13 protein-coding genes are annotated in these 14903 nt (G+C 72.7%); 9 read left to right on the top strand and 4 right to left on the bottom strand.

Annotated elements, in window-relative coordinates:
• Positions 1-327, bottom strand: a 327-nt coding sequence (locus E1294_RS46495) for a helix-turn-helix domain-containing protein (protein WP_132518293.1), incomplete at its 3' end; no start/stop codon positions are given.
• 75 nt (positions 328-402) lie between these two features.
• Between E1294_RS46495 and E1294_RS46490 the strand changes: the two genes are divergently transcribed.
• Entirely contained in the window at positions 403-1623 is a 1221-nt protein-coding gene (locus E1294_RS46490; protein ID WP_132518291.1) for a LeuA family protein, read from the top strand.
• Between the two features lie 130 nt (positions 1624-1753).
• Here the strand turns inward: E1294_RS46490 and E1294_RS46485 are convergent, their stop codons facing one another.
• Positions 1754-3040 (bottom strand): MFS transporter, encoded by a 1287-nt coding sequence (locus E1294_RS46485; RefSeq protein ID WP_132518289.1) that lies wholly within the window; start codon positions 3038-3040, stop codon positions 1754-1756.
• 114 nt (positions 3041-3154) lie between these two features.
• Here E1294_RS46485 and E1294_RS46480 point away from each other — a divergent pair, with 114 nt between their 5' ends.
• Both E1294_RS46480 and E1294_RS46475 read left to right on the top strand, forming a co-directional pair.
• On the top strand, positions 3155-3787 hold the full coding sequence (locus E1294_RS46480; protein WP_132518287.1) for an HAD family hydrolase: 633 nt from the start codon (positions 3155-3157) through the stop codon (positions 3785-3787).
• Positions 3788-3821: 34 nt separating this feature from the next.
• The gene (locus tag E1294_RS46475) at positions 3822-4451 is read left to right on the top strand and encodes a RibD family protein (protein WP_132518285.1); all 630 of its coding nucleotides are present in this window, start codon (positions 3822-3824) and stop codon (positions 4449-4451) included.
• 194 nt (positions 4452-4645) lie between these two features.
• On the opposite strand, the gene E1294_RS46470 is transcribed toward E1294_RS46475, so the two are convergent.
• Positions 4646-5359, bottom strand: a complete 714-nt coding sequence (locus E1294_RS46470) for a GntR family transcriptional regulator (protein ID WP_132518283.1) — start codon at positions 5357-5359, stop codon at positions 4646-4648.
• Positions 5360-5559: 200 nt separating this feature from the next.
• Here E1294_RS46470 and E1294_RS46465 point away from each other — a divergent pair, with 200 nt between their 5' ends.
• Genes E1294_RS46465 through E1294_RS46440 form a run of 6 tightly spaced genes read left to right on the top strand, consistent with a single transcriptional unit; the run spans position 5560 to position 12063 of the window.
• The gene (locus tag E1294_RS46465) at positions 5560-6585 is read left to right on the top strand and encodes an autoinducer 2 ABC transporter substrate-binding protein (RefSeq protein WP_165977870.1); all 1026 of its coding nucleotides are present in this window, start codon (positions 5560-5562) and stop codon (positions 6583-6585) included.
• A gap of 7 nt (positions 6586-6592) precedes the next feature.
• Complete coding sequence (locus E1294_RS46460) at positions 6593-8089, top strand: sugar ABC transporter ATP-binding protein (protein WP_165977869.1); 1497 nt, start codon at positions 6593-6595, stop codon at positions 8087-8089.
• Positions 8086-9078, top strand: coding sequence for an ABC transporter permease (locus tag E1294_RS46455; RefSeq protein ID WP_132518277.1), 993 nt, complete (start codon positions 8086-8088; stop codon positions 9076-9078). Before E1294_RS46460 ends, E1294_RS46455 begins: the two co-directional genes overlap by 4 nt.
• A complete protein-coding gene (locus E1294_RS46450; RefSeq protein ID WP_132518275.1) occupies positions 9075-10058 on the top strand; it encodes an ABC transporter permease in 984 nt (327 codons plus the stop codon). Before E1294_RS46455 ends, E1294_RS46450 begins: the two co-directional genes overlap by 4 nt.
• A complete protein-coding gene (locus E1294_RS46445) occupies positions 10055-11017 on the top strand; it encodes a carbohydrate kinase family protein (RefSeq protein WP_132518273.1) in 963 nt (320 codons plus the stop codon). The genes E1294_RS46450 and E1294_RS46445 overlap by 4 nt, the downstream gene beginning before the upstream one ends.
• Entirely contained in the window at positions 11014-12063 is a 1050-nt protein-coding gene (locus E1294_RS46440; protein WP_132518271.1) for an ADP-ribosylglycohydrolase family protein, read from the top strand. The genes E1294_RS46445 and E1294_RS46440 overlap by 4 nt, the downstream gene beginning before the upstream one ends.
• 28 nt (positions 12064-12091) lie before the next feature.
• Here E1294_RS46440 and E1294_RS46435 read toward each other — a convergent pair.
• The coding region (locus E1294_RS46435) for an SbcC/MukB-like Walker B domain-containing protein (protein ID WP_132518269.1) at positions 12092-14903 on the bottom strand (2812 nt) is incomplete at its 5' end.

Here is a 14903-nt window from a genome sequence, read left to right as displayed (position 1 = left end):
GCGCCAGAGGGCGGGGTCGGCGGTCCAGAGCCACGTGGCGACCGTCTCGAAGTCGCTCGTCCCGGCGAGCTCCAGCACGTCGCGCCCCCGGTAGTAGGGCCGGTCGACGCCGAGGGCGGTGACGGCCGACTCGATCACGAGCTCCGGCGGCCGGTTGCGGGGGCGGCCGCGGCGGGCGAGGCGTTCGACCTCCTCTGCCGAGAAGAGGCTGCGCCGCCCGTCGTCGCCGTGCCGCCGCCGCAACACTCCCCTGCTCACGTACGCGTACAGCGTGGCGGGTTTGACGCCGAGCCGTTCGGCAGCCGTGGCCGCGTCGATCCACTCCATCGTGGGGAAGCCCTCCCAGTATATTGACGAAAATCAATATTGATCCACGTTGAGCAACCATGTCAACGTGAGGGCATGCCCAACGTTCATTTCCTCGATGTGACCAACCGGGACGGCGTGCAGACCGCGCGCACCGGCCTGTCGAAGTTCGGCAAGACCATGGTCAACTTCTATCTGGCCAGGCTCGGCGTGGCTCAGTCCGAGATCGGTTTCCCGTTCCTCTTCCATGAGGTCCCGTACGTCAAGGCGCAGGTGGCGCTGGCCGAGGCCGGGGCGTTCGGTGAGCTGCGGCTGTCCGGCTGGTGCCGGGGCGTGCCCCAGGACGTGGAGAAGGCGGCGCCCCTCGGGCTGAGGCACTACAACCTGTCCATCTCGACGTCCGACTACATGATCCAGAACAAGTTCCGCGGCCGCCTGGACCGGGAGGCGATCATCAGGGAGATGACGGCCGCGGTCCGCGTGGCCAAGGACGCGGGCGCCCTGACCGTGGGAGTGAACGCCGAGGACGGCTCGCGTACGGACGACGCCTTCCTGCTGGAGTTCGCCCTGGCGGCCAAGGCGGCGGGCGCCGATCGGGTGCGTTACTGCGACACGATCGGCGGCGACACCCCCGATCGCATCCGCGAGCGCTTCGCCAAGCTGGCCTCGGCGACCGCAATGCCGGTCGAGACCCACTGCCACAACGACCTCGGCATGGCCGTGGCCAACTCCGTCTCGGGCGCTCTGGGCGATCTCGACGCGGGGCAGGACGCGTGGATCAACACGTGCGTGAACGGCATCGGCGAGCGCTCGGGAAACGCCGACCTGCTCTCCACCATCCTGGCCTTCGAGCACGGCTTCGGGCTCGACGCCGAGATCGGTGACGTGCTCGACCTGTCGTGGGCCCGCAGGTTCGGGTTGTGGGCGAGCTACGCGCTGGGGCAGCCGCTGCCGTACAACCAGGTCGGGGTGGGGCGCAACGCGTTCGCACACGAGTCGGGCATCCACGCCGACGGCGCGCTGAAGGACCACGGCAACTACGAGTTGTACGACGAGGCGACGCTGGGGCCGTTCCCCGAGGACTGGCACGCGCGGAACGGGCGGGTGGTGCTGACCGGCGAGTACGGCGGCAAGGCCGGGTTCGGGCATGTCATGGACGGGCTGGGGATCGAGACGCCCGACGAGGACCTGGCCTTCCGGCTGGTGCAGCTCTGCAACGCGATGACGGGCAGGCCGCTCACGAACGACGAACTGCGCCTGATCGGGGCGTACCCGCAGGAGTTGTCTCCGCTCTTCCCGGGTTACGAGAGCGCCTGAGGCGTTCCGGCCGCGCCGGCCTGAGGGAGCCAGCCCGTAAAGTCAGCGCGGCCGTGGGCGCCACGGCTCTGTTCGACCGCCGTGTTGATGAGCATCACACTACCGGGCTAGATGCCGCGATTTATTGGTTTTATAGGGATTCGTCGCCTGTCTCGGGCAGAGCGAGCAGGCAAAGCAGGCTCAGCAGCGCCATCGCCGACACGTATGCCCCGACCGCGATCGCGCCCATGCCGCCGGCCTGCATGCTGGTGGCGACCAGCGGCGGCACCGCGCCGCCGAGCACACCGCCGAGGCTGTAGGCGACCGACGCGCCGCTGTAGCGGTATTCGGTCCTGAACAGCTCGGGCAGGTACGCCCCCATCGGCCCGAAGATCAACCCCATCAGCGCCAGCGCCCCGGCCAGCGCCAGCCCGGCGAGAAAGACGGACCTGGTCTCCATCAGCGGGAACATCACCAGCCCCCACGCGATGGCCGCCCCGGTGCCCGCGATCAGGGTGCGGCGCCGGCCCAGCCGGTCGGAGACCATCGCCGAGACCACGGTGCCCGCCGCCATGAACACGACCCCGATCATGGTGAGCGCGAGCATCGTGGTCTTCGGGATCTTCAGCGTGCTGGTCCCGTACGCCAGGCAGTAGGTGGTGGCGGTGTAGAAGAGCGTGTACGCGATGGTCATGGCGCCGGCGCCGAGCAGCACGCGCCGCCACTGGTGCCGCATGAGCCCGGCGAACGGCACCTTGGCGATGCGCCGCTGGTCCATGGCCTTCTGGAACACGGGCGTCTCGGAGATCTTCAGCCGTACGTAGAGACCGACGATCACGAGCAGCAGGCTCGCCACGAACGGCAGCCGCCACCCCCAGCTCCCGAACGCGTCTTCGCTGAGCGTCTCGCCGAGCACGAGGAACAGCCCGTTGGCCACGATGAACCCGACCGACGGGCCGAGCTGCGGGAACATCGCGTAGAGCCCGCGCTTGCCGGGCGGGGCGTGCTCGGTCGCCAGCAGCGCCGCACCGCCCCACTCGCCGCCGAGGCCGATGCCCTGCGTGAACCGCAGCAACACCAGCAGCACGGGTGCCATGACGCCGATCGCCGCGTAGCCGGGCAGCAGCCCGATCGCCACCGTTGACAGGCCCATCACCAGCAGCGACACGACGAGCATGGACTTGCGGCCGATCCGGTCGCCCCAGTGCCCGAACACCGCCGAGCCGAGCGGGCGCGAGATGAAGGCGACGGCGAACGTCGAGAACGACGCCAGGGTGCCCGCCACCGGGTCGAGGCCGGGGAAGAAGGCGGCGTTCAGCACGAGGGCCGCGGCGGTGCCGTAGATGTAGAAGTCGTAGAACTCGATCGCGGTGCCGATGAGGCTGGCCGCCGCGACTCTTGACCTGCTGGGGGTCGCGGTCTTGGGGGATGTCGTCATTCGGGTCTCACTATGCGGACGAGCGTCTTGTGAAGCGATACGCGAACGCTATCACCTGGCGCTATGTCACATCAGATAGGTTCGTAGCCGGACCTCCCGGGGAAAGGAGCAGGCTTGGCCATCGACCTGGTCATCTTCGACTGCGACGGTGTGCTCGTGGACAGCGAGCCCATCTCCACACGCGTGGGCACCGCCGCACTGCGGCGTCTGGGCTGGACGATCGACGAGGCGGAGTACGCCGAACGTTTCGTGGGCTGCACCAACGAATACTGGGCCGAGCAGGTCGGCGAGACGCCGCCGGGCTGGCGCCAGCGGCTCGACGCCGAGCACCGGGCCGCGATGATGGCGGAGTTGCGGGCCATCGAGGGAATCGAGGCGGCGATCGAGCAGCTCACGGTGCCGGCCTGCGTGGCCTCCAACGGCCGGCACGCGACGATCCGCCGCAGCCTGGAGCTCACGGGGCTGGCCAAGCGGTTCGACGGGCGGGTGTTCAGCGCCGAGGACGTGGCCAGGGGCAAGCCGGCGCCCGACCTGTTCCTGCACGCGGCGGACACGATGGGGGTGCCGTCGGAGCGGTGCGTGGTGGTGGAGGACAGCCCGTTCGGGGTGACGGCGGCGATGAGCGCGGGCATGCGCTGCCTGGCCTACGCCGGCGGCTTCACCCCCGCCGACCGCCTCGCGGGCCTGGGCGCCACGCTCTTCCACGACCCGGCCGCCCTGCCGCGATTGATCACGTCGCTCGGCTGAGGTAACTGTCACAGGCGCGCCGTACCGTGGCGGCATGTCCTCCGATCCGGGACGTCCCTACGTGGTGGCGCATGTGGCCGTGTCCGCAGACGGGGCGACCACCGGGTTCCAGCCCGACGTCGCCCGGTTCTACGAGCTCGCCCGCACCTGGGACGAAGACCTCACCCTGGCGGGTGCCGACACCATCCTCGCCCAGGAGCCCGCCCTGGCGCAGGCCGGGCGGCCGGGCCCGGCCGCGGGCGGGCCGCTGCTGGCCGTCGTCGACGGCCGCGCGCGGATCAGCGCGTGGGAGGCGCTGCGCGACGCCGGCCACTGGTCCGGCGTCGTCGCCCTGCACGCCGAGCACACCCCGCCGCGCCCGCCCGGGCGGCAGGTGCGCGAGCTGGTCACCGGTGCCGACCGCGTCGACCTCGCCGACGCCCTGAGCACGCTCGGCCGCGCCGACGGGGTCAAGGTGGTGCGGGTCGACAGCGGGGGCACGCTCATCGGCGCGCTCCTGGCCGGCGGGCTGGTCGACGAGATCAGCCTGCTCGTCCACCCTTGCCTGGCCGCCGGCCAGTCCACCGGTTTCTGGTACGGCGCCGGCCGCGTCGCCTCCGCGCTCACCCTCGTCGCCGTGCGGCGCCTGCCCGGCGGCCTGGTCTGGCTGCGCTATCGCCGCTGACGGGGCCGCAACGCGCCCGTCGTCGTCGAGATGACCGCTCCGGGCTCCAGCCTGGCATGCGGTGGGCCGCTGGAGATGCTCACGAAGCGGGGACGCCGAGGCGGACCACGGCGCGGGGGCCGCCTCGGGGGTGGTTACGGGCCGCCCGGCTTCGCTGGACAGTGGCGCACGCGACGCCGTGCGGGATCCCGCTGTCAGGCGCGGAGCTTGACCACATACCGGTAGCGGTCACCGCGGGCGGCCGACCGGGTGTATTCGACGGGCCTGCCCGCCCGGTCGTAGGTCCACCGCCGGATGACGATGATCGGGCTGCCGACCGGGACGTCGAGGACGCGGGCCTCGCGCTCGTCGGCGGCCTCGGCGTGGATGCTCTCCGTGGCCTCGGCGACCTTGATGTCGAGGTCTTCTGCGAGTGAGGCGTAGAGAGACTGGCGGCGGGTCAGGGCCTCCGGGTCGATCCGCGAGCCGATGCGGTCGGGAAGCCACGAGTCGAGGAGGGCGAAGGGCGAGCCCGAGCCCGTCCGCACCCTGCGGACCAGCCAGGCGACCTCGGAGGGGAGGAACCCGAGGATCTCCAGGGGAGGGTTGGGGTCGAGGCGCACCTCGACCTCGGTGATGCCCGGCTGCAGGCCCAGGTCGCGCAGAAGCACGGTGAAGCTGCGCAGGTTGCCGAGGGAGTGGCTGATGCCGAGGTCGGAGTTGACGTAGCTGCCGGATCCGCGGCGCCGGGTGATGAGGTTGGCCGCGGCGAGGTGGTTCAGGGCCACCCGCACGGTGTTGCGGCTGACGCCGTACTCGTCGGTGAGCGCCTCCTCGGACGGCAGGCGCTGCCCCGGTTTGTAGCGGCCTTCGAGGATGTGCGTACGCAGCGAATCAGCCACGATCTCGTGCGCATGGCGCTTGGTCATGCGGGCCCATCTCCCCTCGCTCGCGAACCCGGCGCAGACCGAAGTACCAGTCAACTAGCTCCATGCACAACATATACCAACAACATCCATATTTGTACCTACAACTCTTGACACTGATTGGTACTAATTCTTACGGTGGCCGCACGGGCGGATACGGGGCGCGCCTGCAGACCTGTCAGTTCGTCTCCTCGGGATGCGATATGCGAAACATCAGTGCCGGGTTCGTGGCCGTCTTCACGGCCGTCTCCCTGGCGGCCTGCTCGACCGTGGGAGGGCCGGCCGGCCAGAGCGCCGCGCCCAGCACCGGTGGTGGCGAGGAGCCGAAGGTGGCCTTCGTCTCCCAGGTGGAGGGCGTACCCTACTTCTCCGCCTTCAAGGAGGGCGCGGAGAAGACAGCGCAGTCGCTGGGCATGTCGTACACCCAGGCAGGGCCCTCCACCGCGGACGCGACCGAGCAGCTCCGCATCTTCAACAGCCTCGTCCAGCAGGGCTACGCCGCGATCGCGGTGTCCCCGCTCGACCCCCGGTCGATGAACCCGGCCATCGCGGCCGCGCGGAAGAAGGGCATCGTCGTGGTCACCTCCGACGCCGACGCGCCCGACAGCGAACGCCAGGTGTTCGTGCAGCAGGCCTCCGACGCCGCGCTCGGCGCGACCGTGATGGACGAGATCGCCAAGGCGATGAACGGCACGGGCGAGTACGGCATCGTGTCAGGGGCGGCCGACACGCAGACGTTCAACAGCTGGGTGGCCGAGGCGCGCAAGCGGCAGGAGTCCACCTACCCGGCCCTGGAGCTGGTGGGCGGCGTGCGCTACACCACCGACACCGCGCAGGCGCTGAAAGAGGCGCAGGACCTCATGACCGCCTACCCCGACCTCAAGGCGATCATCGCGGTGCCGTCGACGGCGGTCCCCGGAGTGGCGCAGGCCGTCCAGAACGCCGGCAAGGCGGGGAAGGTGGCGGTCTCCGGCTTCGGGTCGCCGCGGACGGCGCGCACATATGTCGAGTCCGGCGTGATGACCTCCACCGTTCTCTGGGACGTGCCGCACCTGGGTGTGCTGACCGTCTGGGCGATGAAGCAGCTCCTGGACGGCAAAGAGTTCGCCGCGAAGAACACCGTGCCGGGCCTGAAGAACCCCGTCGAGTATTCGGCGGCGACCACGACGCTCGTCATGGGCCCGCCGATGGTCTTCACCAAGGCGAACATCGCCCAGTATGACTACTAGGAGCGACGTGCGGCCCATCCTCTCGGTGTCCGGCCTGTCCAAGAGCTTCGGAGCCACCACCGCCCTCACCGACGTCGGCTTCACGCTGGGGGCGGGCGAGCGGCTGGCCGTGCTCGGCGAGAACGGCGCCGGCAAGTCCACCCTGATCAAGATCATCGCCGGTGTGTACCCGCCCGACGGCGGCGAGATGGTTCTGGACGGCGCACCGCACCGGCCCGCCTCGCCGGGGGCCGCGCTGGCCGGCGGCGTCAGCGTCGTCTACCAGGAGCCGTCGTTCTTCCCCCGGCTGTCGGTGCTGGAGAACCTCTACGTCGGCCGCGAACCACGCGACCGCGCGGGCCAGGTCGACTGGCGCCGGATGCGCGGGAGGGGCGAGGAGTTGTTCCGGCGGCTCGACGTCCCCGTGGAGCTGCTGAGCCGGCGCATGGACGCGCTCAGCCTGGCCGAACAGCAGCTGGCGCTGATCGCCAGGGCGGTCGACGTCGAGGCCAAGGTGCTGATCCTGGACGAGCCCACCTCGATCCTGACCGACGCCGAGGTCCGCAGGTTGTTCCTCATCGTGCAGCGGCTCTCCGAGGCCGGCGTGGGCGTGCTGTACATCACGCACCGCTTCGAGGAGCTCGAGCACGTCGCGGACCGGTTCATCGTCCTGAAGGACGGCAGGCTCGCCGGCGACCTGCCCGCCTCGGCGGCCGACCACGACAGGATCCTGGAGATGATGTCCGGCAGACCGGTCAACGCCGCCATCAGCCGCTCGCCCGCCCGGCCCGGGCCGGTCATGCTGGAGACCTCAGGGCTCACCGTGCCGGGAGCGGTGTCGGACGTCGACCTGACCGTGCGCGGCGGCGAGGTGGTCGGCCTGTACGGACTCGTCGGAGCCGGGCGCACCGAGCTGGCGCTGACCGTCTTCGGCGTGCTGCGCCCCAGCGCGGGAACCATGTGGGTGGACGGCAAGCCGCACACCCCGCGCGGCCCGCGCGACGCCATGGCCCGCGGCATCGCCTACCTGCCGGAGGACCGTAAGACGCTCGGCATCTTCCCCGGCATGGACACGCTCAGCAACATCACGGCCGTCAAGCTGCCGGAGCTGCTGGGCCGGCTCGGCGTCATCCGCCGTGCCGAGGAGCGCGAGCTCGCGGCCTCGTGGATCGACCGGCTGCGTATCAAGGCCCCGTCACCGGCCTTCCCCGTCACCGGCCTGTCCGGCGGTCACCAGCAGAAGACGCTGTTCGCCCGGCAGCTCGCCACAGAACCCAGGATCCTCATCCTGGACGAGCCGACCCGGGGCATCGACGTGGCCACCAAGACCGACATCCAGCAGCGCCTGGTGGAGGTCGCCCGCGACGGCACCGCGGTGCTGGTCGTCTCCAGCGACCTGCCGGAGCTCCTGGCCGTCTCCGACCGCGTCTACGTCATGCGCGAGGGCCGCATGGCCGCCGAGCTGAGCGGCGACGACCTGACCGAGGACGCGGTGCTGCGCGCCACGATGGGGGTGAACCGGTGACCACGACCACCGTCCCCTCCGCGTTCGCGCCCTCCGCGCGGATGCTGGTCCTGCTGCGCAACGCGCTGCTGCCGCTCCTCCTGGTCGCGGAGGTGATCTTCTTCACCGTGGCCGCCCCCGGCTTCCTGTCCGCGGCCAACCTCGCCAACGTGGTGATCAACTCGGCCGACCTGGCGTTGCTGGCCGCCGGGGTGACGCTGGTCGTCCTGCTGGCCGGGATCGACGTGTCGGTCGGGCCGATGCTCGGCGTGGTCGCGTGGGTGGGCGCCACACTCTTCGTCGCGGGCCTGCCGCCACTGCTCGTCGTCGTGATCTCCGTGCTGCTCGGCGGCGCGCTCGGCGCGATCAACGGCGGCCTGGTCGTCGGCGGGCGGATCTCCCCCATCATCACCACGCTGGGCACCGCAGCCATCTTCAAGACCGTGCTGTTCATCCTCTGGGACAGCACCGACGTCTTCGCCGGCCCCGTCGTGCCCGCGCTCGGCCCGGCCCGCGCCGGCGGGATCCCCCTGGTGGGCCTGGTCGTGCTGGCCATGTTCGGCGTGCTGGCGTACGTGCTGCGGCACCGGGTGTTCGGCCGGCGGCTGTTCGCCATCGGCAACGACGCGGAGGGCGCGCGGCTCCTCGGAGTGCCCGTCGCGCGGACGTCGTTCGCGGCGTACGTGCTCGTGGGCGCCCTCGTCGGCGTCGCGGCGCTCATCTACGTGGGCAGGGTGGGAGTCGTCCAGGCCACGGCCGGTAACGAGCTCACCCTGCCCGCGATCGCCGCCGTGGTCGTCGGCGGCACCAGCATCCTCGGCGGTGAGGGCGGCGTGCTGCGCACCCTCGGCGGCCTGGCCTTCATCGCGCTGCTGCAGAACGGCGTCGTCCTCATGGGCGTGCCGCCGTTGTGGAACGGCGTGCTGGTCGGGGCGGCCGTCGCCCTCGCGGTGGCCTTCGACGTGCTGACCCGGCGCACCCTCGACAAGCGGATCGGAGCGAAGAGATGACAACGGGAGCCCTGCCCCGGCGGTCGATGCGGGACCGCGTGAGCGATCGCAGGGTGTTCCTCGCCGTGCTCGTCGTCGCCCTCGGCGCGCTGATGAGCCTGCTGTCGCCGTACTTCCTCGAGGTGGGCAACCTGCTGGCGATGACGCAGTACGGTGCGGTCATCGGCCTGCTGGCCCTCGGCGTGTCGCTGGTCATCCTCGGCGGCAGGGGCGGCATCGACCTGTCCGTGGGGTCCGCGCTGAGCCTGTCGGGCATCTTCATGGGCCTGCTCGCCCAGAACCTCGGGCTCAGCCCGTGGCTGGCCGCGCTGGTGACCGTCGCCTTCGGCGCGCTGCTCGGCTCCGTCAACGGCTTCATGGTCGCCCGGCTGGGCCTGCCCCCGCTGATCGTCACGCTGAGCACGCTCTTCCTGTACGGCGCGCTCGCCCAGGTGCTGACCCACGGAGGCCAGCTCGGCGGGTTCGGCAGGGAGGGCTTCGCCGCCCTCGGGCAGACCGCGATCCTCGGCGTCCCCGCCCAGGTGCTGCTGGTGCTGGCGCCCGCGTTCGCCGTGGCCATCTGGGCGCAGAACCGCACCGCCCTCGGCCGCCGGCTGCACCAGATCGGCACCAGCGACCGGGCCGCCGCCCTGGCCGGGATCGACGTGAACAAGCTCAGGTTCCGGCTGTACTGCGTGTCCGGCGCGCTGGCCGCGCTCGGCGCCGTGGTGACCAACGCGTGGCTGCTCACGGCCCGGCCCAGCGCGGGCCTGGGGATGGAGCTGCAGGCGATCACCATCGCGGTGCTCGGCGGCATCCACATCTTCGGCGGGCGGGGGCACCTCAGCGGCGTCCTGCTGGCGCTCGCCGACGTGGTGGTGCTGTCCTGGGGCCTGCAGCTGGCCCAGGTCGGCAACTCCGTGCAGACCGGCGTCCTCGGCCTGGTCCTGGTCGGCGCCGCCCTGCTGAACAACCTCATCGGCAGGAGGGCCCCCGGATGACCGCCACGAACCTGCGGCCGCTCGACGTGCTGGCGGTGGGAGACGCCAGCGTCGACTACTTCGTCCGGGTGCCTCACATCGCCACCGCCGACGGCAAGGCGATCGGGCGGCTGCTGAGCATCCAGGGCGGGGGCATGAGCGCCAACCTGGCCGCCGCCGCGCGGTTCGCCGGAGCCCGCAGCGGTCTGGTCACCGCCGTGGGCTCCGACGAGCCCGGCCGCCAGGCACTGGACCGGCTGGCCGCCCACGGGGTGGACGTCTCCGCGAGCGTCACCGTCGCCGGCGGGCACACCTGGTTCTGCGTGGTCCAGCTCGACGACACCGGGGAGAAGTCCCTCGTCGGAGCGGTGACCGAGGTCAAGATCCCGGCCACGGGACAGGTCTCCGACGACCTGCTCCGTACGGCGCGGGTCGTCGCCCCGCTGGCCGACGACCTGGACTGGGCGCTCGACCTCGCCACCCGGGCCCGCGCGAGCGGCGCGGCCGTGGCCGTGGACCTCGAACCCGACGCCGTCACCGGGCGCCTGGACGACGTGCTCGCCCTCGCCCACGCCAGCGACCTCGTCTTCTGCAACCAGGGCGCGGTCGAGGTGCTCGCCGGCGGCGACCCCGGACGCTGCGCCGCACTGCTCATCTCCGCCGGCGCGTCCGTCGTCGTGGTGACCGGCGGGCGGAACGGCGCGGCCTGCCACAGCCGGGAGGAAGGCTGGCTCGCGCGCGGGCCGGAGGTCGAGGTCGTGGACACCACCGGCGCCGGAGACGCCCTGGCCGGGGCGTTCACCGGGTCCTGGATCCTCGGGCACTCCCTCGCCGGCAGCCTGCGCGCCGGCGTCGCCACCGCCTCCCTCTGCGTCGGCCGCCTCGGCTCACGCGCCTACCTCGACGCCGGCACCGGCCTCGAAACGTCCCTGCGGAACGTCACCCTCGACGCCGCACCCCGTCTCCAAGGAATCCGATGACCACACTTCTGGACCGCATCCACGGCAGCCTGGCCGCCGCCTGCATCGCCGACGCCCTCGGCGCGCCCACCGAGGAACGCTCCATCCCGGAGATCCGGGAACTGTTCGGCCGCAGGGTCGAGAGCTTCCACGCGCCGCTGCCCGACGCGCCGTACGCGGTCGGGCGCGGGCCGGCCCAGATCACCGACGACTCCAGCCAGATGCTGCTGCTCGCCGAGGCATTCATCGAGCACGACGGGGAGGTCACCCCCGAGGTCATGGCGCGCCTGCTCATCGGCTGGTCCGCCGATCCCGCCTACTATCCCCACTTCGCCGGCCCCACCACGCGCCGGGCCATCGAACGCCTCAAGGCCGGGGACGACCCCTGGGACGTGGGCAAGGCGGGACGCATCATGAGCGAGGGCACCAGCAACGGCGGCGCCATGCGGGTCGCCCCCGCCGGTCTGGTGCACCCCGGGGACATCGAGGGCGCCGTCCGCGCGGCACACCTGACGTGCGTACCGAGTCACCACACGAACATCGGCGTCGCCGGAGCCGCGGCCATCGCCGCCGCGACCGCCGCCGCCTGCGTGGACGGCGCCGACCTGTTCCAGGTCGTACGGGCGGCGCGGCGTGGCGCCGAGCTCGGCGAGGCCCTCGGCGGCGCGCAGGGCCGGCACGTCCCCGGCCCCTCCGTCGCCCAGCGCATCGACCTCGCCGTCACGCTCGCCGTGCAGTCCCGCGACCTGGACGATGCCATCGAGCGGATCGCCTCCGTCATCGGCACCGGCCTGCCCGCGGCCGAGGCCTGCCCAGCGGCCATCGGCCTGCTGGTGGCGGCCGGCGGCGACCCGTTCCAGACCGCGGTCGCCGCGGCCACCGCGGGCGGCGACTCCGACACGGTCGGGTGCATGGCCGCCGCCGTCGCGGGCGCGCTCACCGGCATCGCCGCGGTGCCCGCCGAGGCGGTCGCCCGGGTCGAGGAGGCCAACAAGCTCGACGTGTCCCGCGTGGCCGCCCGGCTGGCCGCCGTAGCCCGCCCGGTTCCCGTGGGCAGCGGGGCGTAAGCCCCGCCCGGGGGGCGGGCGGGCGATCTCAGCCGACGCCCACCGAGGCCAGGGTGGATCCGGTGCGGGTCTTGGTGACCTTGAGCTGGGCGGAGATCCGGGACCTGAGCTCGGCCACGTGGCTGACGATGCCCACGGCCCGCCCTCCGTCGCGCAGCCCGTCGAGGATGTCGAGGACGCTGTCGAGCGTGTCCTCGTCGAGCGTGCCGAAGCCCTCGTCCACGAACAGCATGCCGAGCTCCGCGCCACCGGCCTCCGCCGTGACGACGTCGGCCAGCCCCAGCGCCAGGGCGAGCGAGGTGATGAAGCTCTCGCCCCCGGACAACGTCGCCGGATCGCGGTCGACGCCGGTCCAGCCGTCGGCCACCCGCAGCCCCAGCCCGCCGCCGGAGCGGGCCCGGGACCCGGCCGTCTTCCGCAGGTCGTGGCGGAGCAGGTAGCGTCCGCCCGACATGTGGTCGAGGCGTTCGTTCGCGGCGTCCACGACCTGCCGCAGCCGCTCGCCCAGCACGAACGACGACAGGCTCATGCTCCACCGGTTGTCGCTGGAGGTGCCGCCGGCCAGCGCCGCCAGCCGCTCCGCCAGCCGGTGCCGGTCTGCGGCCGGGCGCCAGCGGTCGAGCCGGCCGGCCAGCTCGCCGTGCAACTCCTCCAGCCGCGCCACCCTCGCCACGGCCCGGTCGCGAACGCTCGACAACCGCGTGTGCGCCTCCTCCAGGGCGTCGCGCTCCGCCTCGATCGCGGCCAGGTCGGGGGCGGGTTCCGCGGCGGCGGCGACCAGCTCGGGATCGGCCAGGGTGCTCGTGACGGCGGCGTGCTCGTCGTCGAGGCGGCGCAGCGACTCCGCCTTGCGCTCCCGCTCGGCCGGGCTTCTGACCGCCGCCTCCGCCTCCGCCGCGTCGGCGAACCCGGCCTCGGCCGCCGCCTCTTCCGCCGCCTGCCGGGCCCTGGCCAGTTCGTCATGGGCCGCTGCCGCCGCCTGCGTGGCCTCGCGGGCCTCTCGCAGCAGCTCGGCTTCGTCGCCCAGCCTGGCCAGGCGGGCGGTCAGGGTCGGGTCGCCGCCCCGCGCCGCGTCCAGCCGCGCTCCGAGCCTGCCGGCGTCGCCGCTCAGCTCCTCGTGTTTCGTACGGCAGGCCGCCAGCCTTGCGCCGGCCCCGCGGCTCTCCTCCTCCTGGTCCTGCCGTTCGCGGTGGAGCCGCGCCACCTCCCTGGCCAGCTCGTCCTCCCGCCCGGCCGACTCCCGCAACCTCCGGAGCTCTTGCTCGGCTTCGGCCAGCACGAGCGCGCCATCAACCTCCTGCGCGCCGTCCGAATCCCCATCACCCTTCACCGGCCCGCTCCCCGGGTCTCCGTGGCCTTCCCGGGTCCTGCCGCCACTGTGGTCCGCCCCTTCCCGCGAAGCGGTGTCCTGGCGGGCAGGAGCCGTCCCCGCGGCAGGGTCGCCTCCCCCGGCACCCGGACCCGCGGGGCCACCGGCCACCGCCGGCGCGGCGGTGTCGTTGTGCACGGCGCCTGGCTCCGGAAGGGCGGAGGACGTCGGCCCGGCATCGGCTTGTCCGGGCGGATCGGCGACGCCGGTCGTGGCGAGGCGCGTCCGGAGGCGGGCGCGTTCGGAGCGGAGGTGGGTGAGGTGGGCGCGGTGCGCGGCGAGGGCCTCCGCGATCTCCATGGCCCGTTCTCTGACCTGCTCGCGATCGGTCTCGACGCGGTCGAGCGCGTCCGCCAGGGCAGGCTCACGGGCCGCCACCGCCTCCAGGCGGGCGACCTCCTGCTCCGCCAGCAGCGCCCTCTCCTCGGCCTCCGCCACGTCCAGACCTCCCGTGGCCTCGACCGCGTCGGCGTGCCGGGACTCCAGCGAGGCGAGCGCGCGTTCCGCCGCCTCGCGCTCGGCGAGAGCGGCCTCGTGCTCGGTCTCGGCCGTGTGCTCGTCGTCGGCCGAAGGGGCACTCGGGGCGGGAGCGGCAGGAGCGGGATGGTGGTCGGAGCCGCACACCGCGCACGGCTGCCCGTCGGCCAGGTCGCGGGCCAGCTCCGCCGCCATGCCGTCGATGCGGGCCTGGCGCAGGTCGAGCCACCGTTCCCGCAGCGTCTGGGCCTGGTCGACCAGCACCTGATGGGCGGCGACGGCCGCGTCCAGCTCCGCGGCGAGGCTCTCGCGGCGGTGCGCGGCCTCCAGCGTGCCCCTGGCGGCGTCGAGGCTCGCGGCCGCCGCGGGGATGGCCGCCGCCTGGACGTGCACGTCGGCCAGGGCCGCGCTCGCGTCGGCGATCCGGCCAGGGAGCTCGGCCTGGGCCGCGAGCACCTCGGCCTCGCGCTCCGACAGCTCGACCAGCTCGGCCGCCAGCCTGGCCAGCTCGTCGTCGATATCGATCAGATGGGCGGCGGCGTCGCGTACGGCCTGCGCGGCCGGGATCCTGGCGGCGTCCGTCCGCGCCTCGGCGAGCACGTGCTCGGCCCGCTCGATGAGGCCGGGCAGGACGGCCAGCCGTTCGGCGACGGACTCGTCGGACTCGACCAGGGCGGCCAGCTCCTCCTCCACGCGCAGAAGGTCGCGCCTGACCACCGACAGCCTGGCTTCTTCCGTGAGCAGCTCCGACAGCCGCGCGATCTCGGCCTGCCGCTCCCGTTCCAGGACCGCCAGCTCGGCGGCCGAAGGGACCGTCGATCCCGGCACCGCATCGCCGGGCCGCCCCGCCGCATGCACCACGACCGGCGGATGGTTTTCCTGTCCTGCGGGGACCGCAGCGCCGTCCCCCTGGCGTACTGGATCGGGGGTGTGGTCCGTGTGCCGTCCGGGTGAGGGACCGGCGCCGGGAGTCAGCCGTTCCGTGCCGGGGGCG

The sequence above is a fragment of the Nonomuraea diastatica genome, from assembly GCF_004349015.1.
GTDB lineage: Bacteria > Actinomycetota > Actinomycetes > Streptosporangiales > Streptosporangiaceae > Nonomuraea > Nonomuraea diastatica.
Note: the sequence above shows the minus strand (reverse complement) of the source record. Positions and strands in the feature narration are given on the sequence as shown.